The sequence below is a fragment of the Luteibacter sp. genome (assembly GCF_036500425.1).
Classification (GTDB): domain Bacteria; phylum Pseudomonadota; class Gammaproteobacteria; order Xanthomonadales; family Rhodanobacteraceae; genus Luteibacter.
Genome location: NZ_DASYCB010000022.1, coordinates 143,832 through 164,638, shown reverse-complemented (window position 1 = coordinate 164,638; position 20,807 = coordinate 143,832). Strand labels below are relative to the sequence as shown.

Genomic DNA, 20,807 nt, shown 5'->3' with positions numbered 1-20,807 from the left:
GGAGCGCGCTTGCGCGCGATAGGGTGTGCCGTGAACCCCATCGCGCGCAAGCGCGCTCCTACAGCGGCGTTTAGCGTTTGCCGATGCTGGAGGAGACGTCCCAGAGGTCGACACCGCCGTCGCGGGCGTGCTGGTCGATCTCGGCTAGTTCTTCCTTGCTGAAGGCCAGATGCTTCACCGCGTCCAGGGAATCGTCCAGCTGCTCGACCGTGCGAGCGCCGATCAGCGACGAGGTGATGCGTGGATCGCGCAGGGTCCAGGCGATGGCCATCTGCGCCAGGGTCTGGCCGCGTTTTTCCGCCATGCCGTTGAGTGCGCGAATGTGCTTAAGGTTCTCCTCGCTCAGCATGTCCTTCTTCATTGAGCCATCGCGGGTGACGCGCGCGTCCTCCGGGATCCCGTTGAGGTACTTGCTGGTGAGCATGCCCTGGGCCAGCGGCGAGAAGGCGATGCAGCCGGTGCCGAGGTCGCCGAGCGTATCGAGCAGGCCGTGCTCGATGCTTCGGTTAAGCATCGAATAGTTCGGCTGGTGGATAAACAGGGGCACGTTCTCGGCGGCCAGGATCGCTGCCGCTTCGCGCGTGAGTTCCGGCGAGTACGACGAAATGCCGACATACAGTGCCTTGCCCTGGCGGTGCAGATGCACGAGCGCGTTCATGGTCTCGTCGAGCGGCGTGTCCGGGTCGACACGGTGCGAATAGAAGATATCGACGTAGTCGAGACCCATGCGTTTCAGGCTCTGCTCACAGCTGGCGATCAGGTGCTTGCGCGTACCCGTGGGGCCACCGTACGGGCCCGGCCACATATCCCAGCCCGCCTTCGTCGAAATGACCAACTCGTCACGGTGCGGTGCGAAGTCCGCCGCGTACCAGCGGCCAAAATTCTCTTCCGCCGAACCGAACGGAGGGCCGTAATTATTCGCGAGATCAAAGTGGGTCACGCCACGATCAAAGGCGCGGCGCAGGATGGCGCGGCCCGTCTCGAAGCGATCGACACCGCCAAAGTTCTGCCACAGGCCCAACGAAACCGCGGGCAACACCATGCCACTTCGGCCAACACGGCGGTAAGGCATGCGCCCGTCATAGCGGGCCGGATCGGCGACAAACGTCATCGGGAAATTCCTTGCGTGGGGACGTGAGGGGTAGCTGACCTGTCGATGCTAGCGGATGGCCGTGACACGAGCGAGCTCGGCTCACAGCGACGTTGGCTTAGGACTACACGATGTTCAGGGCGATGCCGAACTGCCAATTTGACAGGCGGCGACTACGCTTTCATGCAGGCCAGATATTGACGGGCGGAGATGACCATGCCGGATTTCGACATCACGATCACGTACGACCTCGGTTTAGCCGACAACGACTGCGGCACCCTCATGCTGCGAATGGGCGAGGCTGGGCTCTCCCATTTCCTGATCGGTGCCCGATGCGCGGGCCAGATCGCACTGACAACCGCGTACAGCGCCAACTCGCTTATCGTGGCACTGCATCTCGCGCTGGCGGACGCGGCTATCGTGTTGCCACACGCGACCCTCATCGAGGCGCACGCTTCGATGGCTCGAAATCCGTACGCGGGGTATTCGCCGCACCCGCCCACACCGCCGGACACCACGGGGGCGCGATTCCGCGCTGAGCGCGTTCATGCCACGACCTGCTTACCCCGAACCCGCATACCCGCCACGGCGGCTCGCCTACCTGGATATCTTGCAGGCCACGGTTAAGGCGATGCGCTGTTCGGCCACGAGAACGCGCTGGGCTAGCAGAACAGACAGTGCATACCATCGTTTAATGGGACTTGCGCACCAGGCCGAAAGGCCCAACCCTGCTGTCATACCTCTACAGCAGGGATCTCCCATGGCCAACCCCGTCCTCTTCTCGCCCGCGCGCGTGCGCGGCCATGAACTGGCCAATCGCATCATCATCGCCCCGATGTGCCAGTACTCCGCAGTGGATGGCCAGATGAACGACTGGCATCTCATCCATCTCGGACAGCTCGCGCTCTCGGGCGCCGCGTTGCTCACGATCGAAGCCTCGGCCGTGCTTCCGGAAGGGCGGATCACCTGGGCCGACGTCGGCCTGTACGACGACGCCACCGAAGAAGCGATGCGCCGCACCCTGCAAAGCATCCGGCACTGGTCGGATATTCCCGTGGTGGTGCAGCTGAACCACGCCGGCCGCAAGGCTTCGACGCAGACGCCGTGGGCCGGCGGTGCGCAGATCCCGCCCGGGACCGCGCGTGGCTGGCAGACGGTCGCCCCGTCAGCGATTCCGTTCCAGGATGACCAGATCGCGCCGCTCGCCCTTGATCTCACCGGACTGGAGCGGATCAAGGCGGCATTCGTCGAGGCTGCGGGTCGCGCTGTGCGCGCAGGTGTGGATGGTGTCCAATTGCACGGAGCCCACGGCTACCTGCTGCACCAGTTCCTCTCACCGCTTTCAAACCAACGCACCGATGCCTATGGCGGTTCCCTCGAGAACCGCATGCGCTTGCCGCTCGAAGTATTCGATGCGGTTCGCGCGGCATTGCCTGCCGACAAACTCCTGACCATGCGTGTCTCCGCGACGGACTGGGTGGAGGGTGGGTGGGATCTCGAACAGACGAAGGCGCTCGCCCAGGCCCTCGAAATCCGCGGCTGTGATGCGATTCACGTATCGACGGGTGGCCTGCACCCGGCGCAGAAGATCCCGACCGCGCCGGGTTACCAGGTGCCATTCGCCCGCGGGGTGAAGGAGGCTGTGGCGATGCCGGTCGTGGCCGTGGGCCTTATCACCGAGCCTGAGCACGCCGAGGCGATCGTCGCCAATGGCGATGCCGACATGATCGCCCTGGCCCGCACGATCCTCTACGACCCACGCTGGCCGTGGCACGCGGCGGCTCAACTGGGCGGGCAGGTAAGGGCACCGAAGCAGTATCTGCGCTCACAGCCGGCGCGCCACCGCCATGTCTTCCACACGGATGCCGCGATGGCGCCCGAGGCACAATGGGTCCGCGGCCCAGACTGGCGTTACGTCTGACACCCCTTGTAGGAGCGCGCTTGCGCGCGATCACGGGTATGGCGAGCACCCATCGCGCGCCAGCGCGCTCCTACATATACCTTCGTATGCTTGTGGTGGTTTGTACCGATTGGTACAGTACAATCTCCCCGGTACAGCAGATTGCGTCATGGCCGCACCCGTTCCTCCGTTTACCCACGACACCGCCGTCCAGAAGGTTCGCCTGGCTGAGGATGGCTGGAACAGTCGAGATCCGGCGCGTGTCTCATTGGTCTACACACCGGATAGCGAATGGCGGAACCGTGCCGAGTTCGTCCATGGCCGAGCGCAGATCGTCGAATTCCTGACCCGCAAGTGGGCAAAGGAACTCGACTACCGGCTGATCAAGGAACTTTGGGCCTTCACCGGGGACCGCATCGCCGTGCGCTTTGCCTACGAGTGGCACGACGACAGCAACAACTGGTATCGCTCCTACGGCAACGAAAACTGGGAGTTCGGCTCGGATGGCCTGATGCATCACCGTTATGCCTGCATCAACGACATGCCGATGAAAGAGGCCTATCGCAAGTTCCATTGGCCGCTAGGCCGCCGCCCGGACGATCACCCGAGCCTCTCTGACCTGGGCCTCTGATGCCGCGCATCGTCTACGAACGCGCCGATGTGCTGCCCATGCTCGCGGAAGCCTTCCGTGAGTTGGGTTACGACGGCGCGTCCATGGCCCGGATCACCGAAAAGACGGGGCTGGGCAAGGGTAGCCTCTACCACTTCTTCCCCGGCGGGAAGGAAGACATGGCGGCGGCCGTACTGGCCGAGGTGGATAGCTGGTTCGAAGCCCGGGTGTTTACGCCTTTGGCCACGTTGCCTCCCACGCAAGCCATCCCCCTGATGTGGCAGGCCGTCGATGAGTACTTCCACGGCGGTGCCCGCGTTTGCCTGGTGGGTGCCTTCGCCATCGACGAAACGCGCGATCGTTTTGCGAGCGCCATCGGTGTGTATTTCGCCCGTTGGATCGACGTGTTGACGGCGGCGCTGGGTGCTACTGGCGAGCCCATGCCAAGGCAAGCCGCCCTGGAGATCGTGGGTGGCATCCAGGGCGCGCTGATTCTCGCCAGGGCTCTAAACAATCCCGGCGTCTTCGTAGAAACTACCCACCGACTCCGCCGACTGGGCAACACCACGCCGTGACCAACGCCAAGATCCGCTGCAGCTGGGCAGGCAGCGACCCGCTGTATGCCGAATACCACGACACCGAGTGGGGTGTCCCGCTGCACGATAGCCGCATGCTCTGGGAACAACTCATGCTCGAGGGTTTCCAGGCGGGGCTGTCGTGGATCACGATCCTGCGCAAGCGCGAGAACTTCCGCAAAGCCTTCAAGCAGTTCGATCCAGTGAAGGTGGCCCGTTTTACCGAGAAGGACATCGAACGCCTGCTCGGCGATGAAGGCATCATTCGCTCACGCGCCAAGATCGCGGCCACCATCCAGGGCGCGAAGATCTACCTCGACATGAAAGCGAATGGCGAGGATTTCGCGGACTACTGCTGGTCCTTCACCAAGGGCAAGGTGCTGCGTGGCGATGGCAAGACCGTGCATGCGCAGACGCCGCTGTCCGCCACCATCTCCAAGGACATGAAAAAGCGCGGATTCAAGTTCGTCGGCCCCACCATCGTCTACGCATGGATGCAGGCGGTGGGCATCGCTGACGACCATGCCCGCGCCTGCTTCCGTTACCGGGCTCAGTAAGAGCCGGGTGGCGCTTTCTCACCCCACCAGCCTTCCTCGGGACGGTGGTGGGCCTTGAGGCCGCCGTAGAAGGTCATGGCACGCAAGACCCATTGACGACTCACGCCGAGCAGGTAGCCTAGCGGCGCCTTCGCGCGATCGCGCCAGGCATGGTGGCCGGGGTAGTCCGGCTGCATACCCAGGTATTTGCGGCACACGCGGTTGAACTGGTGCACGCGCGCATTGCGAACCGTGTGGCTCGTGTAGAAGGTGACGCCGATCGAGATCGACACGGCATCGTCGCCGTGCACCCAATGGGTATCCGAGCGGGTCATATGCGGCGATGTCGTCGGGAAATACACACCATCACCGGCGCCGCTATCGAAGTCATGGCTGGTGGCGCGAGCGGCGTCGGTCAGGCGCACATCGCGCAGCGTGTGGCTGACGATGAAGTCCTCGACATGCGCCGCGCTTACCGCGTCGCGGTCGTCTGGCTCCCACACGCTCAATGTCTTCCGTCCATGCAGCTGCATCCAGAAGTTATTTTCGCGATCGATGTGGAACGGTGTGACAGAAGGCGGCGCGGAGATGAAGATGAACCCCGTGACATTGAAGATCCCGGGTTGCTCTTTTTCGATCAGGGGGCGAAGACCATCGATGATCTCCTCGAGCAGCGCGCGATAACGCGGAATGGCTTCGACGTTGTACAGCGCGATCCACGAACCGCTTTCGTGGATATGCTCGAAGACCTGATCGAGGTCGCGTCCATCGGTCGGGCGTGGCTCGTGGCGGAATGCCGAATCCTGTTGCATGCCGGGCCGGATGAACCGGCATTGCTCCTTCGGCATCAGTTCGCGCGCCAGGTTGGCGAGCTCGGGCAACTGGAATAGCGGATGGCGGTGGAAGTTATGCCGCAACCGGGTGATCCGGTGCGTGGAGAACCCCGCAGGGTCCAGGGGCCACACGATGTGCGGCTCGTTATGGTCGTGCTGATCCATGGTGACGCTCCCCTCGAAACAGGACCCCTGCAGCGAGGAAAAGCGTCGTACGAACCTGCGGTCGCTGCCACACGACAAGCGGCCTAACCGCAATGACCTACGTAAATCCTGTAGGAGCGCGCTTGCGCGCGACCGGGGTTATCGCAAGATCCATCGCGCGCAAGCGCGCTGCTACAGCTTGGCGAGGCGTGAGGCGGCGACGGGCTGGTTGCGGAAAGCCACGCCGAGGCGGTTGAACGCGCTCATCAGGGCGATCGCCACGGAAAGGTCAGCGAGCTCCTTTTCATTGAATTCGGCGGCGGCCGCGGCGTAATCCTCATCCGGCACGCCCGTCTCGGCGACGTTCGCGACGGATTCGGCCCAGGCCAGCGCGGCTTGTTCGCGTGGGCTGAACACGTCACCCGCTTCGCGCCATGCCCCGGTGAGGATCAGCTTTTCGAACGGCACGCCGTGCTTATTCAGGTCCTGCGAATGCATGTCGATGCAGAAGGCGCAGCTATTGATCTGCGATACGCGCAGATAAACAAGGTCGATCAGGTTTTTGTCCAACCCGCTTTGGGCGAGGTAGCCGTGGACGGTCAGCAAGCCCTTGGCCGCATCGGGGGCGACCTTCATATAGTTGATGCGCTGGTTCATGGCGATGGCTCCGGCATTAGGAAGGGGGTATGGGCATAGCGTGCGCCCATAATGGGCCATTCGGTAGAGCCAAGAATGCATCGTTGGGGTGTACCATCGCTTGCATGGAAGGTTCCTTCGGCATACGCATTGATCGTGGCGCGCGGCTGTCGCTGTCGGCGCAGATCGCGGACGGCATTCGTGCCGCCATCCGCGATGGCCGGCTCGCACCGGGGGCCCGCTTGCCGTCCTGGAACGACCTCGCCGCGCAATTGGGCGTCGCGCGGGGCACCGTCCGAATGGCCTATGAGGAGCTGGCCGATGGCCAGTTCGTCATGCCCTCCGGGGCGGCGGGGACCCGGGTGACCGGGCGCATGCCCACGATGCGTCCCGAACCCGAGCCGATCCGCACGCGTGCCGCATTTGGTGGCTTTCCCATCGGGAGCTCGACCGCCTTGCCTTTCCAGGTGGGCGTCCCGGCGGCGGACCTGTTCCCGGCGGCTTTGTGGACGCGTCTGTTAGGACAGGCGGCACGCGATACGGCGGCTACGCAGACGGACTACCCGGATTCGCGCGGCGAACCGGGCCTGCGCGCAGAAATCGCCGGTTACCTCGCCGTGGCACGTGGCGTGGCCTGCCATCCCTCCCAGGTGTTCGTCACCCACGGTTACGCCGCGGCGCTGAACGTGATCCTCCGTGTCCTGCGCGTGCAGGGCGCGGACGCCTTGTTCGAGGAGCCAGGCTATCCCTTCGCCCGCACCGCGCTGGGTTGGGCCGGCGTGCGCGCGGTCCCGGTGCCGGTGGATGCCGATGGCCTGGACATTGCGGCCGGTGGCGCGCTCGCACCGCACGCAGCCATCGCGCTGGTCACGCCCGGGCAGCAGGCACCCACGGGCGCCCCGATGTCGCTGGAGCGGCGCCTCGCGCTGATCGAGTGGGCGCACGCGGGCGAGCGCTGGATCATCGAGGATGATTACCTTGGCGAACTCCAGCTCACCCGCCGCGCGGCACCGGCACTCGCCTCGATGGACAGCCAGCGCGTGATCCACATCGGCACCTTCAGCAAGACCATCGCCCCTGGGCTGCGCATGGGCTACCTGGTCGCTCCGCCGACGCTCGTGGCGGCGTTGCAGGAGGTCACCGGCACGTTGGCGCCAGCGCCGCCGCCAGTCATGCAGCACACCGTGGCGGGCTTCATCCGGCAAGGCCATTACCTGCGCCACCTGCGTCGCATGAAGCGTGCGTACGCGAGCCGGCGCGACGCGATCGGCGCGGCGCTTTCCCGCGTTGGCCTGGACTGGGAAGAGGGTGGATTGGCGCTGTGCATAGCGCTGCCTGCGGGCACGAACGATGTCGCCCTGTCCCGTGCGGCGCATGCGGCGGAACTCGCCCCGGTGCCGCTTTCCCCGTGGTTCGCCGGGCCGGCAACCCGGGCGGGCTTGCTGCTTGGCGTCACCAACGTTCCCGAGGCGCGGGCCGATGCCCTGGTGGAGCGCCTCGCGGCGGTGATCCGCGGTGCGACCGGCTAGAATGCGCGGCTTGTCGTGGAGTTACCTGTGAACAGCCCGCTCGCCCCCGATGCCACCCCGCCATTCACCGAGGAAGATCGTGCCTGGATGGCGCGCGCGCTCGAGTTGGCGGCGCACGCGCGCGATGCGGAAGGCGAAGTTCCCGTTGGTGCGGTACTGGTCGTGGATGGCAAGGCCGCGGGCCTCGGCTGGAACCGAAACATCACGTTGAACGATCCCACCGCGCATGCCGAGATCCAGGCCTTGCGCGCCGCGGGTGAAGCGCTCGGCAACTACCGGTTCCCGGGTGCCACCCTGTACGTCACCCTGGAGCCATGCGCGATGTGCGCCATGGCCATGGTCCATGCACGGGTAAGCCGCGTCGTATACGGCGCGACCGACCCCAAGACCGGCGCGGCCGGCAGTGTCTTCGATACGCTGATCTCCGATCGCCACAACCATAAGATCAACGTGGTGGGTGGGCTCGAAGCGGATGCCGCCGGCGATATGCTTCGCCAGTTCTTCCGCTCGCGCCGCTAGGCGAACGGGCGTAGCGCGTCGGCGACGGCCAGCGGCACCGGTAGCGTCAACAAGGCATCGGCGCGGGTGACGCCCAGGTTCACCGAGGCGATGGGCAAGCCCTTGCGGGAGGCCTCGAGCACGAACCGGTAACCGGAATACACCATGAGTGACGAGCCAACGACGAGCATGGCATCGGCCCGGCCGAGGTGCGCCCAGGCGGTATCCACCCGCGCCCGCGGTACGTTTTCGCCGAAGAACACCACGTCCGGTTTCAGGATGCCGCCGCACACCGTGCATGGCGGTACGACGAAGCGCGAGAAATCCACGCCGTCCAGATCGGCATCGCCATCGGGCGCGATCGTGGCACTCAGGTTGAGCCAGTCGGGATTGGCCTGCTCGAGGCGACCCTGCATGACATCGCGGCGCGTGATATCACCGCATTGCATGCAGCGAACACGATCCATGCGGCCGTGCAGATCCACGACATTCAGGCTGCCGGCGGCCTCGTGCAGGCCATCGACGTTCTGTGTGAGCAGCAGTTCGATGCGTCCCTGCTTTTCGAGCTTCGCCAGCGCGTGATGGGCCACGTTCGGCTGCACCGATCCGAAATGACGCCAGCCGATCATGCCGCGTGCCCAGTAACGGGCGCGTGCCGGTTCGCCGCTCATGAAGAGTTGCAGGGTCATCGGTGGACTGCGCTTCCACTCGCCCTGGCCGTCACGGTAATCAGGAATGCCCGAGTCGGTGCTGATGCCGGCACCGGTCAGCACGAACAGGCGTGGGTGTGTATCTACGAAGTTTCGCAGTGCTTCAAGATCGGTGTCGGCTGTGGCGGGAAGGTTCACCCCGTCGACTATATCAGCGGATCATGCGTCCGGGCTTCGCGAAGCCACGCCAGCGCGCGCGTCGCATCCATGGCGAAGCGGCGCACGGCAAGCTCCATGTCGCTGAGCTGACACACCGCCATCTCCTGTTCCAGGTTGCCGCCCATGGCCGCCAGACCGGTGGCCTCGGCCATGCCGAGCGCGCCGGAAACACGGTGCAGCCATTGTCGGACCGCGAGTGCATCCGAGCGGGCCAGCGCCCCTTCGAGGTGGCCGACATCGGCGGCCAGCGCCTCACCCAACGCGTCGATGACTTCGTGCAGCGCGCCGTCGCTGCCGAGCGTCGTGCGCAAGGCCACGACATCGACGTGCGGCGCCACGGGCGGCACGAGGAAACGCAGTTCGACGATCGCGCGCAGCGCATCCTCACGTTCAACGTGCAACGCGCCACCCAGGGACAGGGTCATTCGCCGTGCGCTATCCAGCGTCTCCAGGGCGGCGTCGGCAAGAAAGTCGACGGTGAAATGCACGGTTTGTCGTCCTGGTTCATCGCCCACCACATCGACGCGCAGGGTGATGAGCTCGCCGTGTGGCTGGTCGATAGCCAGTTCGAGCAGGCGTTGCAGGATCGCGCCCAGCGCACGGATCGGTCCGACCAGGTCCGTGGCCAGGGTGGGATCCACGTCAAGCGCAAGGCGTACACGGCGCCGATGCGCGCGGCCGAGATAGCGCCGCCCCAGGCGCTCGAGCAAGTCCGGCAAGCTGGTCGCGATGCCGACGCGCGCCGCGCGCGCCGCGTGCGCTTCGAGTACGCGTTCCAACGAATCGCGCCACCACGTCGCTGGCATCCCCGTGCGTGATGTGCTCAACTCTGCGCCCCGCGATGCCCCGGCACGGCCAGGCGGGATGATGGACAGTGCCGCTTGGAAGGATCACCCATGACGTACCGCGTTATCGTCGCAGACGACCATCCGGTCGTATTGAAGGGCATCAGCCTTACCCTGGCCCGCGATGGCCTGGCGGTGGTCGTCGCCGAAGCGAGCTCGCCCGAAGCGTTGCTCGCCATCCTCGATCGCGTCGCATGCGATGCGCTTATTACCGATTTCAGCATGCCCGGCTCCGACCACGATGGCCTGGCGATGCTCGCCAGCGTGCGCGAGCGACACCCGCGTCTTCCCGTCATGGTCATAACGACGATCGCAAACCCCGCACTTTACCGCGAGATCCTGTCGATGGGCGTGCTCGGCCTCATCGGTAAGTCGGGCGACGCCCGTGAAATTCCCGAAGCGCTGCGGGAGATCCTGGCTGAGCATGTCTATCTCGGTGCCTCGGTGCTTGCGATGCTCGGCGTGGAGCAGGGCGCGCCGATCGACAGGTCGGGAACACTCGCCGACCTCTCGCCCCGCGAACTGGAAATCCTGCGCCTGTTTGCCACTGGCCACAGCGTGACCGACATCGCCCGGGCCACGGGGCGCGGCCTGTCCACCATCAGCCAGCAAAAATCGAACGCCATGCGCAAACTGCGCCTGGCCAGCGACTCTGAGGTTTTCGAGTACATCGAGCGGTTGCGCCTGTAGGGCTGAACGGACGCTGCCACGATAGCCAGCGGAGGCCGCCGGGGACATAGAAGAATTCTCAAAACTATGTCCCAATGGGGCGTCATACCGCCCGTCGTAAGGAGATTCACTGGTGAGTGCCAAGATCAGCCCCCTCGCGGGCAAGCCTGCTACCGACGGCACGCTCGTCGATCTGTCGAAGCTCCTCGCCGCTTATACGGATCTGAAACCTGATCCGTCCGTGCCTGAACAGCGGGTTGTCTTTGGCACGTCCGGGCACCGCGGCTCCTCGTTCGAGTGCTCGTTCAACGAAGCCCATGTGCTCGCGGTCGTGCAGGCGATCTGCGAATACCGCGCGAAGGCCGGTGTCGATGGCCCGGTCTATGTGGGTATCGACACCCACGCGCTCTCGCAGCCCGCCCTTGAAAGCACGCTGGAAGTACTGGCCGCCAACGGCGTGGAGACCATGATCTCCGCCGGCGGCGAATACACGCCGACCCCCGCGGTGTCGCACGCCATCCTGGTGCACAACCGCGGCCGCGAGCGTGGCAAGGCCGATGGCATTGTCATCACCCCGTCGCATAATCCGCCGGACAACGGCGGTATCAAGTACAACCCCCCGCACGGCGGCCCGGCCGACACCGATGCGACCAAGTGGATCGCCGATCGCGCCAATGTGCTGATCGAAGGAGGCCTGCGCGAGGTCCGGCGCATACCGTACGCGCAGGCGGTGAAGGCCTCCACGACGCACGCCTTCGACTTTCTGGACCGTTACGTCGGCGACCTCGAGCATGCGCTGGATCTCGAGGTGATTCGCAGCGCGGGTGTGAAAATGGGCGTGGACCCGCTGGGCGGCGCCGGCGTGCATTACTGGCACGCCATCGCTGAACGCTACAAGCTCGACCTGACCGTGGTGAGCGAGGAGGTCGACAAGACCTTCGCGTTCATGTCGCTGGACTGGGACGGCAAGATCCGCATGGATCCCTCGTCGTCGTACGCCATGCAGCGCCTGATCCACCTGAAAGACAAGTTCGATGTCGCCTTCGCCTGCGATACCGATCACGATCGTCACGGCGTCGTGGCCCCCAGCGTCGGCCTCATGCCCGCGAACCACTATCTCGCCACGGCGGCGTGGTACCTGTTCCAGAACCGTCCTGGCTGGCGTGCCGATGCCGCGGTCGGCAAGACCGCGGTCAGCACCGGCTTGCTCGATCGGGTAGCCATGCACCTCAAGCGTCCGTTGCTTGAAGTGCCCGTGGGCTTCAAGTACTTCGTGCCCGGCTTGTTCGATGGCAGCGTGGGCTTCGGCTGCGAAGAAAGCGCAGGCGCCTCCTTCCTCGCCAAGGATGCGTCGGCCTGGTCCACCGACAAGGATGGGCTCGTTGCCGCGCTGCTCGCGGGCGAGATGACCGCGCGCGCTGGTCGTGATCCTGGCGAGATCTACCAGGAAATCACTGGCAAGCTCGGCGATCCCGCCAATGCGCGCATCGATGCGCCCGCCACCCATGCACAGAAGCAGAAGCTGTCGAAGCTGGATCCGGCGCAGGTCACCTCGAAGACGCTGGCGGGCGACCCGATCACCACGGTGATCAACCAGGCCGATGGCCAGCCGATCGGCGGCATCAAGGTCATCTCGGCACAGGGCTGGTTCGCCGCCCGGCCGTCGGGCACCGAGGATATCTACAAGGTTTACGGCGAGAGCTTCCGTGGCAAGGAGCATCTTGCCCGCGTGTTGGAAGAAGCCCAGGCGATGGTCGACAAGGCGCTCGGGTAAGCCATGGCCCACGCACCCATCCGCGTGCTGGTCGGCTCACGTAATCCGGTCAAGGTCGCCGCCGTCCAGCGCGGCCTCGCGCCGTTGTTTCCTGGTCGCATGGTGGAATCCGAGGGCATGCACGCGCCGTCGGGCGTGCCCGACCAGCCGATGACTGCTGCCGAAACCCGCGAAGGCGCGCTGAACCGCATGAATTACCTCCGCCAGCACGCCGAGGCGGATTTTTTCGTCGCCCTGGAGAGCGGGGTAGATGTCACCGAAGACGGCCCCGGCACCTTCGGCGTCGTGGCGATCGGCCACGGCGACAGGGTGTCGGTTGGACGCAGCGCATGGCTGCCCCTGCCACCGGCCGTATTCGAGGCCCTGCTCGATGGCGAGGAGCTGGGCGATGTCATGGACCGTGTGTTCGGCACCGTCAACATCAAGCAGCAGGGTGGGGCGCTTGGCCTGGTCACGAACGGCCATGTGACACGTGAGGACGCTTACGCCCAGGCCATGACCCTGGCCATGGCACCCTTCCTCCACCCCGAGCTGTACGGCGCCAACCTGTAGGAGCGCGCTTGCGCGCGATGGGTTTGCGGCGAGCACCCATCGCGCGCAAGCGCGCTCCTACAGAGGCATGGCAAAGGTGTTGTGCCTCGGGAGCAACGATTTAGATCGATCCAGCCCCTTGAATCCGGGCCAACGCCCCTTATCCAGCAAAGCATCGACGACGGCGCAGCCGCCGCCATCCTTTGTATCCGGATACCAGGCCATGACATCTTCCAGCCAGCTCGAACCCGTCCCGTCGTTTGATTACGTCATCTTCGGAGCGACCGGCGACCTCACTATGCGCAAGCTGCTGCCGGCACTCTACCGCCGGTTCGCCGAAGGCCAGGTGCCCACTGACGCGCGCATCATCGGTACGGCGCGCTCACCGCTGGATGACGAGGCCTACCGCGAGCGTGCGTTGAAGGCCTTGCGTGAGTTCATTCGTGGCGATGAACTGGTCGATGCGACCGTCAGCCGGTTTCTGCGCCTGGTGCATTACGTCAGCCTCAACGGCGCAGACGCCAACGGCAACTGGGCGGGTCTCGCGGAGAAGCTCGCGAACCAGGCCGCCGATCGCGCCCGGGTGTTTTACCTCGCGACCGCGCCCGACCTGTACGGCGATATCGCGAAGAACATCGACGACAAGGGCCTGCGTACCACGGAGTCGCGCATCGTCCTCGAGAAGCCGATCGGTACCGACCTGGAAACCGCGCGCAAGGTCAACGAGGGCGTGGGCCGCCACTTCCCCGAGAACAGCATTTATCGCATCGACCATTACCTGGGTAAGGAAGCGGTGCAGAACATCATCGCGCTGCGCTTCGCCAACCCGATGCTGGAACGCATGTGGGATCGCGAGTCGATCGAATACGTACAGATCACCGCGGCGGAGACCGTCGGCCTTGAGGGCCGCGGTGGTTACTACGATGGCTCCGGCGCGCTGCGCGACATGATCCAGAACCATCTGCTCCAGGTCCTGACCGTGGTCGCCATGGAGCGTCCGTCGTCGCTGGATGCCGATGCGTTGCGCGATGAAAAGGTCCGCGTGCTTACGTCGCTGAAGCCGCTCGATCGTAACAATCTCGCCGCCAATGTCGCCCGTGGCCAGTACGTGCGCGGCACGGCGGGCGGCCAGCCGGTGCCCGCTTACCGCGAGGAGCTGCCGGAATCGAACCCGAGCAACACGGAAACCTTCGTCGCGCTGAAGGCGGAGATCGAAAACGCCCGCTGGAAGGGCGTACCGTTCTACCTGCGCTCGGGCAAGCGTATGCCGGAGAAGGTGACCGAGGTCATCATCCAGTTCCGCGCTGGCGAGCCAGGCTTGTTTGGCGAAGCGCGGCCGGGCAGCCGGCTGGTGATTCGCGTGCAGCCGAACGAGAGCGTCATCCTGCCGCTGTTCGTCAAGCAACCAGGCAGCCGCTTCGGCCTTGATGAGGTGGATGCCCTTTCGAAGCTGGGCGAGCCGGGCCGTGTACGTTTCCGCGATTCGTACGAAGGGCTCATGCTGGATGCCGTGAAGGGCAGCCCGGCATTGTTCGTCCGCAAGGACGAAACCGAGGCGGCCTGGCAGTGGGTCACGCCGATCCTGCAGGGTTGGAGCGAAGCCAGCGCCGGCCCCGATGCGTATGAAGCGGGCACCTGGGGCCCCGAATCGGCCCGCGCCTTGCTCGCCCAGGCCGGCCACCAGTGGGTCGAAGATCTGGCCGCCTGAGGCCGCCCTTCACCCTTCCGGGGCATTGCATCCACGTCGCTCGCCCGCATTATGTGGAGAGCGGCGAAGCGGGCGACCGCGACGCCGATCATCCCCAGGAGGCTTCCCATGTCCGACTATCGCAAGACACCCGAGGCCCTTGCCCGGCTCAGCCCGGAACAGTTCCGGGTGACCCAGCAGAGCGGCACCGAGCGTCCGTTCCATAACGCGTTTCATGAGAGCAAGGAACCGGGCATCTACGTCGATATCGTTTCCGGCGAGCCGTTGTTCTCCTCGCTGGACAAGTTCGATAGCGGCTGCGGCTGGCCGAGCTTCACCCAGCCCCTGGAAAACGACCACGTCGTCGAGAACACCGATGCCAGCCACGGCATGGTCCGCACGGAAGTGCGTTCGACGCATGGCGATAGCCACCTCGGGCACGTGTTCCCGGACGGCCCGCGTGATCGCGGCGGCTTGCGCTACTGCATCAACTCAGCGTCTTTGCGCTTCGTTCCTGTTGCCGACCTCGAGAAGGAAGGCTATGCCGAGTATGCAAAGCTGTTTGCGAATGAAAAGGGAGGTGTCGCATGACGTCGAAAGCCATCCTGGCTGGCGGTTGCTTCTGGGGCGTGCAGGATCTGATCCGCAAGCAGCCGGGCATTATCAGCACGCGCGTCGGGTACTCCGGCGGCGATGTGCCGAACGCCACCTACCGTAACCACGGCACGCACGCCGAGGCGCTTGAGATCGAGTTCGATCCGGCGAAGATCAGCTATCGGAAGATCCTGGAGTTCTTCTTCCAGATCCACGACCCAAGCACCGTGAATCGCCAGGGCAATGACCTGGGCACCAGCTACCGTTCGGCCATCTTCTACCTGGATGAAGAGCAGAAAGCGATCGCCGAGGACACCATCGCCGACGTCGACGCCTCCGGCCTGTGGCCGGGCAAGGTGGTGACCGAGGTCAGCCCGGCGGGTCCGTTCTGGGAGGCCGAGCCGGAGCACCAGGATTACCTGGAGAAGTTCCCGAACGGGTATACCTGCCACTTCATCCGCCCTGACTGGGTCTTGCCGCGCCGCGCCGCCTGACCCACATGCGCCACCCGCCGGCTCTGGTATAAGAGCCGACGGGGTGGTTTGTGAGAGGTAGGGCATGCGGGTCGATGAAGGCGAGGCCGTTCCACGGGCATGGCAGCGCCATGCATTGTCGCTGTGGGTCGTCGTACTGGTGGTCATCGGGCTGCTCCGCGCGACGAATCGTTTTCTTATCGATGTCGCGAATGGCTACGCGACGCCCTTCGCCCCCAAGCTGATTGAAGAACTCACGGGCTCGCTGAGTTTTGGCGCCTGCCTGCCACTGTTGTTCATCGCGCTACGCCGCATACCGCGTAGCTTGCTGGCCCATACCGCGCTGTTTGCCGCGCTTTCGCTGGTACAAACCTCGTTGATGATCGCGGCGCGTGTCGTCGTTTTCGGCCTGGTCGGTGCGCCCGGCCGCGCACCTCCCGTCACGCCGTGGCGTTACCTGATGGAAGTGCCGACGCAGCTGTTTTTTTACGTGGTGATCGTGCTTGGATTGTGGCTCTTCGACCGCTACCGGGAAGGGCGCGCACGCGAAGTGCGCACGGCGCAGCTGGAATCGGCACTCTCCGAAGCGCGCCTCGAGGCGCTGCGCCTGCAGCTGAATCCCCATTTCCTGTTCAACACGCTCAACGCCGTGTCCGAGTTGATGTACGAGCGCCCACGCGTGGCCGACGAGATGCTGGCCCGGGTGGGTGAGTTGCTGCGCGCGACCCTGGCCGCGGGTGGCCAGGAGCACGCACTGCGCGAAGAGTGGCGGTTGCTGGATCTGTACCTCGATATCCAGCGTGCCCGCTTTGGCAGCGGCCTCGATGCGGTGCTCAGTACCGACGATAGCCTTGCGGCGGTACGGGTGCCGTTTCTCGTGTTGCAGCCGCTGGTCGAGAACGCGATCGAGCACGGTGGCGTCGGTGATGCGCGCTTCGTACGGATCGATGCGCGGCGCGATGGTGACCGCGCCGTGGTGACCGTGCGCGATGGTGGCGGCGGGACGGCACGGCCGGGGCATGGTATCGGCATGGGTAACGTGCAGGCGCGCCTGCAACATTTGTATGGAGCGGCTGCGGGCATTCGCCTGGAGGCGGCGGAGCAGGGCTCGACCGTGACGCTCTGGTTGCCCGCGCGCGAGGGCGGTGCGGCATGAGCCTGCGTGCGGTCGTGATTGATGACGAGGCCCCGGCACGGGCGAAACTGAGGCGGTACCTCGCCGAACACGAAGGTATCCAGTGGGTGGGCGAGGCCTCCGATGGGCCGGCGGCGGTGGCCTTGATCCAGCGCGAGCGGCCGGATGTCGTGTTCCTCGATATCAGCATGCCGGGCATGGATGGTTTCGGTGTGTTGCAGGCCTTGGGGGAACCGTTGCCCGCGGAGATCGTGTTCGTCACCGCGCACGACGACCAGGCCGTGCGTGCCTTCGAGGTGCATGCCTTCGATTACCTGATGAAGCCGGTAGGGCCGGAGCGTTTCGCCCGCACGGCGCAGCGCTTGTGCGCGCGGGTGATCCCCTCGGTCACGAAGCTCGATGGCTTGCTCGGCGATCTACCGGCGCCTGCGCACTACCTGGAGCGCCTGTTGTTGCCGGTGGGTGAATCGGCCGAGCTGGTTGCGCTTGCCCGAGTGGATCGAATTGAATCGGATCGCAATTACCTTGATGTCTACGTCGGCGGGGCGCCACGGCGCCTGCGCGGCACGCTCGATGCCATGCAGGCACGCTTGCACCCGTCTCGCTTCGTCCGGGTGAACCGCTCGACGATCGTGCGGCTCGATGCCATCGTGGAAGTCCAGCCGTGGCCCGACGGCGAAAAGCGCCTCATCCTCACCGACGGCAGCCGGGTGACCTGGACCCGGCGGTATTTCGATGCCGATGTGGCGGGAACCTCGTGAACTGATCGCGGGCCGGTCGCGCGCAAGCGCGCTCCTACAGGAGGCTTTGCCGCGCGCGTGCGCGCTCCTACAGGGACTGGTGTGCTCTTGTAGGAGCGCGCTTGCGCGCGATGAGTACCCGACTACGTCCCAGCCCCACCGGCTTTCGTCCCAACCCGCCGTCACGCCCCGCTTGCGCCACCGCAGACTGGCTCCACGCCCAAAAGGAGCCCACCCATGCGCAAGAAAGCCCTCATCGCAACCGCCATCGCACTCGCCCTCGCGGGAACAGCCTGGGCGGTTGCCCGTCCGGATCAGGTCATGCGGACCGCCGCAGGTGTCGCTGCCCACCACGTCTGCTCGATGACGTTCATCGGCCACCAGGATCCCGACACCATTTTCCGCGAACTGGTCACGCCGGTGCTTGGCCAGACCGCATCGGCCTTGCTGACGATCCACGTGAACCGTGACCAGCAGACCGTCGCCGTCAACGGCCTCGTATCGACCCTGGCGACCGCCACCTTCACACCAGGCTACGGTTGCCGCCTCGATCTGCCGGGTAACACGGCCGTGGTGGCGGACACACGCACACGAGCCGACGTCGATGACGGCTTCGCGCCACAAAGCCTGGTCACGACCGACAAGCCGCAGGTCGCCGCCGCGCTCGATCAGGTCTTCACCAAACACCCGGGCGACACGCCCAAGGTAGTGAAGGCGGTCGTCATCGTGAAAGACGGCAAGGTCGTGGCCGAGCGCTACGCCAATGGCTATGGCATCCATTCGCCCTTGCTCAGTTTCTCCGTCGCCAAGTCGTTCACGAACGCCTTCCTTGGCATGCTCGCCATGGACGGCAAGGTAGACGTGAAGCAACCGCTCAACGCCCCGGAGTGGCGCAAGCCCGGCGATCCGCGCGCGGCCATCCGCATCGAAGACCTTCTGCGCATGCAGAGCGGCCTGGCTGCGGAGGAAGCCGAGTCGGCGTTCAGCCCCGTGGCGAAGATGGAGTTCCTGCACAGTGACATGGCCGGCTACGCCGCCTTGCAGCCGGCGAAGGAAGCGCCCGGGAAGACCTTCGAATACACCTCGGCGGATACCGTGCTGATCGACCGCATGATCGGCGGCCATGTGGGTGGCGGTGCGGCGGCGATGCGCGACTTTGCCCGCAGGCGTCTGTTCGATCCGATGCACATGGGCGACGTCACCATGGAATTCGACGGGCAGGGCACCTTCGTCGGTTCGACTTACGTGTACACCAGCGCGCGCAACTACGCCCGCTTCGGCATGCTTTACCTCAACGATGGCAAGGCGCTGGATGGGACCCGCCTGCTACCGGAAGGCTGGGTCGCCTGGTCGCGCACCTCGGCGCTGGGTGCACCGTACGGTGCAGGCTTCTGGACCAACGACGGACCGAGCAGGGAGGCGCATTACCGTATCAAGGGCGGCTTCCCGGAAGATGGGTTCTTCGCCAGCGGCACGATGGGCCAGCGGATCTACATCGTGCCATCGGAGCACCTGGTGGTGACCCGCTTCGGTTATTCCGCACCACCGGACTACGGTATCGAAGACGACGTAAACCTGATCAAAGCCGCGATAGCCGCGTACCACTAACACGCTGTTGTAGGAGCGCGCTTGCGCGCGATAGGGCTAGCCGCAAGCCCCCTATCGTGCGCAAGCGCGCTCCTACACGGGTTAGGTCAGGTTGAGGAGGTCGGGCATGCGGTCGATGACAGCGAGGGCGCCGGCGTTTTGGAGGTCGAGGGATTTGGGGTAGCCGTAGCTCACGAGTACGTAGGCGACGCCGGCATCTTTCGCCGCCAGCATGTCGCTTTCGGAATCGCCGACCATCAACGTTTTCGCCAGCGGCACGCCGGCCTCATCCGCGAGGTGCTTCAGCGGCACGCCGCTCGGCTTGCGCTCGGGCAGCGTGTTACCGCCGACGATGCCGTCGATGTACGGCATCAACCTGCGCGCTTCGAGCAGGGGACGCACGAACTCCTCGTTCTTGTTCGTGCAGACCGCGAGCTTCACACCCTGCGCGTGCAAGGCGGCAAGCGTATCGACCACGCCGTCATACACCACCGCATCAAGCGCCGTCTCCGCGTAGTGCACGAGGAATCCCGGCATCACGTCATCGATGTCCGCGTCACTGCCGGCGTCACGAAACGCGTAGGTGATCAGTTGGCGTGAGCCCTCACCGATCCAGCCGGTGATCTGCTGCACATCGTAGACCGGCAGGCGCCAGTCGCTCAGCGTGCGGTTCACGGATTCGGCGATATCCGCCGCGCTGTCCACCAGCGTGCCGTCGAGGTCAAAGATGACGAGGGAGTAGGGGAAGGCCAAGGCGCCGCTCCACGATCAAAACGCTGATTCTACGCCTTTACCGGTCCGAGGCCGTGGCCGAGCAGGGCCACGGCGTGGCGGCGGATGGCTTCACGATCGATGTCCTTACGCAGCGGATCGTCCTTCCATTTGCGCCGGGCCGCCATGAACAACATGGTTAGCGACATGATCGATGGCATCACCAGTGCGGGATCGAGGCCCGGATTGAGCAGGCCTTCGCGCTGCCATTGGTGGATCCGCTCATGGAACGCCGCCTGCTCCTTGGGATTCTTCTTCTGGTGCATGTGCTTGCGCAGGGCGTCACTCTCGGTCAGCAGATCGCCGAAGAACACCGGCGCGATCCAGGCATGCTCGTCCGCGACCTCGACGAAACGCTCGGCGACCTTGACGAAGGCTGAGACGGGATCCGTCTTGTGTTCGTGGAAGATTGCCTCGACGCGCTCGCGCATCGGGGAGATATGCGCCTGGTGGATCTCGTCGAACAACTGCTCACGGGTCTTGAAGTAGTAGTGGACCGCCGCGGGGGTCATCCCGGCGGCGCGGGCGATGGCGGCCAGGGTCGTCGCGGCGTAGCCGTAGCGGGCAAAAAGCCCCAGTGCGATCTCGATCAGCCGGCTACGCTGGTCGGCGCCATCCGGCTGGGCGTGGGGACGCCCGGGCGGGCGCCCGCGGCGCGGCTTGGTCGTTGGAGAGGCGTTCGGGTTAGTCATCGGAAATGAATAGCACGAGAGAAGGGAGTTGCCTTGCGGTTCGTTGCCGCATATATTAACTGACGACTTAATTAATTTACAGGCCCACT

General features: G+C 65.0%; 22 protein-coding genes and 1 pseudogene. 16 read left to right on the top strand and 7 right to left on the bottom strand.

The genetic code is table 11. The features are described from left to right. Positions 1-70: 70 nt before the first annotated feature. Positions 71-1,111, bottom strand: a complete 1,041-nt coding sequence (mgrA, locus tag VGN46_RS06055) for an L-glyceraldehyde 3-phosphate reductase (protein ID WP_331641699.1) — start codon at positions 1,109-1,111, stop codon at positions 71-73. Between the two features lie 195 nt (positions 1,112-1,306). On the opposite strand from mgrA, the gene VGN46_RS06050 reads away from it, so the two are divergent. The 5 genes and pseudogenes from VGN46_RS06050 to VGN46_RS06030 all read left to right on the top strand — a co-directional run bounded on the left by VGN46_RS06050 (position 1,307) and on the right by VGN46_RS06030 (position 4,732). Beyond that, positions 1,307-1,717, top strand: coding sequence for a hypothetical protein (locus VGN46_RS06050; protein WP_331641698.1), 411 nt, complete (start codon positions 1,307-1,309; stop codon positions 1,715-1,717). 133 nt (positions 1,718-1,850) lie between these two features. Then, a pseudogene (locus VGN46_RS06045) lies at positions 1,851-2,951 on the top strand (NADH:flavin oxidoreductase/NADH oxidase); the annotation flags it as partial. 208 nt (positions 2,952-3,159) lie between these two features. Then, positions 3,160-3,621: a nuclear transport factor 2 family protein gene (locus tag VGN46_RS06040; RefSeq protein ID WP_331641697.1), complete on the top strand. Its 462-nt coding sequence runs from the start codon at positions 3,160-3,162 to the stop codon at positions 3,619-3,621. Further along, a complete protein-coding gene (locus VGN46_RS06035; RefSeq protein ID WP_331641681.1) occupies positions 3,621-4,175 on the top strand; it encodes a TetR/AcrR family transcriptional regulator in 555 nt (184 codons plus the stop codon). The genes VGN46_RS06040 and VGN46_RS06035 overlap by 1 nt, the downstream gene beginning before the upstream one ends. Then, the gene (locus tag VGN46_RS06030) at positions 4,172-4,732 is read left to right on the top strand and encodes a DNA-3-methyladenine glycosylase I (protein WP_331641679.1); all 561 of its coding nucleotides are present in this window, start codon (positions 4,172-4,174) and stop codon (positions 4,730-4,732) included. Before VGN46_RS06035 ends, VGN46_RS06030 begins: the two co-directional genes overlap by 4 nt. On the opposite strand, the gene VGN46_RS06025 is transcribed toward VGN46_RS06030, so the two are convergent. Both VGN46_RS06025 and VGN46_RS06020 read right to left on the bottom strand, forming a co-directional pair. Continuing rightward, positions 4,726-5,709 carry a hypothetical protein gene (locus VGN46_RS06025; RefSeq protein ID WP_331641677.1) on the bottom strand — a complete coding sequence of 328 codons (984 nt, stop codon included), beginning with the start codon at positions 5,707-5,709 and terminating at the stop codon, positions 4,726-4,728. The genes VGN46_RS06030 and VGN46_RS06025 overlap by 7 nt on opposite strands. Positions 5,710-5,880: 171 nt before the next feature. After that, positions 5,881-6,345, bottom strand: a complete 465-nt coding sequence (locus tag VGN46_RS06020) for a carboxymuconolactone decarboxylase family protein (RefSeq protein WP_331641675.1) — start codon at positions 6,343-6,345, stop codon at positions 5,881-5,883. A gap of 104 nt (positions 6,346-6,449) precedes the next feature. Between VGN46_RS06020 and VGN46_RS06015 the strand changes: the two genes are divergently transcribed. Then, the gene (locus VGN46_RS06015) at positions 6,450-7,853 is read left to right on the top strand and encodes a PLP-dependent aminotransferase family protein (RefSeq protein WP_331641673.1); all 1,404 of its coding nucleotides are present in this window, start codon (positions 6,450-6,452) and stop codon (positions 7,851-7,853) included. A gap of 27 nt (positions 7,854-7,880) precedes the next feature. Beyond that, complete coding sequence (gene tadA, locus VGN46_RS06010) at positions 7,881-8,372, top strand: tRNA adenosine(34) deaminase TadA (protein ID WP_331641671.1); 492 nt, start codon at positions 7,881-7,883, stop codon at positions 8,370-8,372. On the opposite strand, the gene VGN46_RS06005 is transcribed toward tadA, so the two are convergent. Then, positions 8,369-9,199: an NAD-dependent protein deacetylase gene (locus tag VGN46_RS06005; protein ID WP_331641669.1), complete on the bottom strand. Its 831-nt coding sequence runs from the start codon at positions 9,197-9,199 to the stop codon at positions 8,369-8,371. The genes tadA and VGN46_RS06005 overlap by 4 nt on opposite strands. 8 nt (positions 9,200-9,207) lie before the next feature. Beyond that, complete coding sequence (locus VGN46_RS06000; protein ID WP_331641666.1) at positions 9,208-10,026, bottom strand: hypothetical protein; 819 nt, start codon at positions 10,024-10,026, stop codon at positions 9,208-9,210. A gap of 90 nt (positions 10,027-10,116) precedes the next feature. On the opposite strand from VGN46_RS06000, the gene VGN46_RS05995 reads away from it, so the two are divergent. The 9 genes from VGN46_RS05995 (at position 10,117) to VGN46_RS05955 (ending at position 19,276) form a co-directional block, all read left to right on the top strand. After that, entirely contained in the window at positions 10,117-10,755 is a 639-nt protein-coding gene (locus VGN46_RS05995) for a response regulator transcription factor (protein ID WP_331641664.1), read from the top strand. Between the two features lie 112 nt (positions 10,756-10,867). Next, positions 10,868-12,508 carry a phosphoglucomutase (alpha-D-glucose-1,6-bisphosphate-dependent) gene (pgm, locus tag VGN46_RS05990; protein ID WP_331641661.1) on the top strand — a complete coding sequence of 547 codons (1,641 nt, stop codon included), beginning with the start codon at positions 10,868-10,870 and terminating at the stop codon, positions 12,506-12,508. Between the two features lie 3 nt (positions 12,509-12,511). Beyond that, positions 12,512-13,060: an inosine/xanthosine triphosphatase gene (yjjX, locus tag VGN46_RS05985; protein ID WP_331641659.1), complete on the top strand. Its 549-nt coding sequence runs from the start codon at positions 12,512-12,514 to the stop codon at positions 13,058-13,060. A 202-nt stretch (positions 13,061-13,262) separates the two neighbouring features. Continuing rightward, complete coding sequence (zwf, locus tag VGN46_RS05980) at positions 13,263-14,747, top strand: glucose-6-phosphate dehydrogenase (RefSeq protein ID WP_331641656.1); 1,485 nt, start codon at positions 13,263-13,265, stop codon at positions 14,745-14,747. A gap of 108 nt (positions 14,748-14,855) precedes the next feature. After that, positions 14,856-15,317, top strand: coding sequence for a peptide-methionine (R)-S-oxide reductase MsrB (gene msrB / locus VGN46_RS05975; protein ID WP_331641654.1), 462 nt, complete (start codon positions 14,856-14,858; stop codon positions 15,315-15,317). After that, positions 15,314-15,814 carry a peptide-methionine (S)-S-oxide reductase MsrA gene (gene msrA, locus VGN46_RS05970; protein WP_331641652.1) on the top strand — a complete coding sequence of 167 codons (501 nt, stop codon included), beginning with the start codon at positions 15,314-15,316 and terminating at the stop codon, positions 15,812-15,814. Before msrB ends, msrA begins: the two co-directional genes overlap by 4 nt. A gap of 64 nt (positions 15,815-15,878) precedes the next feature. Next, a complete protein-coding gene (locus tag VGN46_RS05965; protein WP_331641650.1) occupies positions 15,879-16,949 on the top strand; it encodes a sensor histidine kinase in 1,071 nt (356 codons plus the stop codon). Further along, positions 16,946-17,689, top strand: coding sequence for a LytTR family DNA-binding domain-containing protein (locus VGN46_RS05960; protein WP_331641648.1), 744 nt, complete (start codon positions 16,946-16,948; stop codon positions 17,687-17,689). The genes VGN46_RS05965 and VGN46_RS05960 overlap by 4 nt, the downstream gene beginning before the upstream one ends. 216 nt (positions 17,690-17,905) lie before the next feature. Next, positions 17,906-19,276 carry a serine hydrolase gene (locus VGN46_RS05955; protein WP_331641646.1) on the top strand — a complete coding sequence of 457 codons (1,371 nt, stop codon included), beginning with the start codon at positions 17,906-17,908 and terminating at the stop codon, positions 19,274-19,276. An 81-nt stretch (positions 19,277-19,357) separates the two neighbouring features. On the opposite strand, the gene VGN46_RS05950 is transcribed toward VGN46_RS05955, so the two are convergent. Both VGN46_RS05950 and VGN46_RS05945 read right to left on the bottom strand, forming a co-directional pair. Beyond that, on the bottom strand, positions 19,358-20,008 hold the full coding sequence (locus tag VGN46_RS05950) for an HAD-IA family hydrolase (RefSeq protein ID WP_331641644.1): 651 nt from the start codon (positions 20,006-20,008) through the stop codon (positions 19,358-19,360). Positions 20,009-20,037: 29 nt separating this feature from the next. Further along, positions 20,038-20,718: a TetR/AcrR family transcriptional regulator gene (locus tag VGN46_RS05945; protein ID WP_331641641.1), complete on the bottom strand. Its 681-nt coding sequence runs from the start codon at positions 20,716-20,718 to the stop codon at positions 20,038-20,040. Positions 20,719-20,807: the final 89 nt, after the last annotated feature.

Excerpts from the sequence above, each read along its gene's own strand:
- mgrA (WP_331641699.1), bottom strand. The coding sequence starts at position 1,111 with ATGACGTTTGTCGCCGATCCGGCCCGCTATGACGGGCGCATGCCTTAC.
- msrB (WP_331641654.1), top strand. The coding sequence starts at position 14,856 with ATGTCCGACTATCGCAAGACACCCGAGGCCCTTGCCCGGCTCAGCCCG.
- VGN46_RS05960 (WP_331641648.1), top strand. The coding sequence starts at position 16,946 with ATGAGCCTGCGTGCGGTCGTGATTGATGACGAGGCCCCGGCACGGGCG.
- VGN46_RS06040 (WP_331641697.1), top strand. The coding sequence starts at position 3,160 with ATGGCCGCACCCGTTCCTCCGTTTACCCACGACACCGCCGTCCAGAAG.
- VGN46_RS06020 (WP_331641675.1), bottom strand. The coding sequence starts at position 6,345 with ATGAACCAGCGCATCAACTATATGAAGGTCGCCCCCGATGCGGCCAAG.
- yjjX (WP_331641659.1), top strand. The coding sequence starts at position 12,512 with ATGGCCCACGCACCCATCCGCGTGCTGGTCGGCTCACGTAATCCGGTC.
- VGN46_RS06000 (WP_331641666.1), bottom strand. The coding sequence starts at position 10,026 with ATGCCAGCGACGTGGTGGCGCGATTCGTTGGAACGCGTACTCGAAGCG.
- VGN46_RS06025 (WP_331641677.1), bottom strand. The coding sequence starts at position 5,709 with ATGGATCAGCACGACCATAACGAGCCGCACATCGTGTGGCCCCTGGAC.
- VGN46_RS06050 (WP_331641698.1), top strand. The coding sequence starts at position 1,307 with ATGCCGGATTTCGACATCACGATCACGTACGACCTCGGTTTAGCCGAC.
- VGN46_RS06015 (WP_331641673.1), top strand. The coding sequence starts at position 6,450 with ATGGAAGGTTCCTTCGGCATACGCATTGATCGTGGCGCGCGGCTGTCG.
- VGN46_RS05965 (WP_331641650.1), top strand. The coding sequence starts at position 15,879 with ATGCGGGTCGATGAAGGCGAGGCCGTTCCACGGGCATGGCAGCGCCAT.
- VGN46_RS05995 (WP_331641664.1), top strand. The coding sequence starts at position 10,117 with ATGACGTACCGCGTTATCGTCGCAGACGACCATCCGGTCGTATTGAAG.
- zwf (WP_331641656.1), top strand. The coding sequence starts at position 13,263 with ATGACATCTTCCAGCCAGCTCGAACCCGTCCCGTCGTTTGATTACGTC.
- VGN46_RS05945 (WP_331641641.1), bottom strand. The coding sequence starts at position 20,718 with ATGACTAACCCGAACGCCTCTCCAACGACCAAGCCGCGCCGCGGGCGC.
- VGN46_RS05955 (WP_331641646.1), top strand. The coding sequence starts at position 17,906 with ATGCGCAAGAAAGCCCTCATCGCAACCGCCATCGCACTCGCCCTCGCG.
- VGN46_RS06035 (WP_331641681.1), top strand. The coding sequence starts at position 3,621 with ATGCCGCGCATCGTCTACGAACGCGCCGATGTGCTGCCCATGCTCGCG.
- msrA (WP_331641652.1), top strand. The coding sequence starts at position 15,314 with ATGACGTCGAAAGCCATCCTGGCTGGCGGTTGCTTCTGGGGCGTGCAG.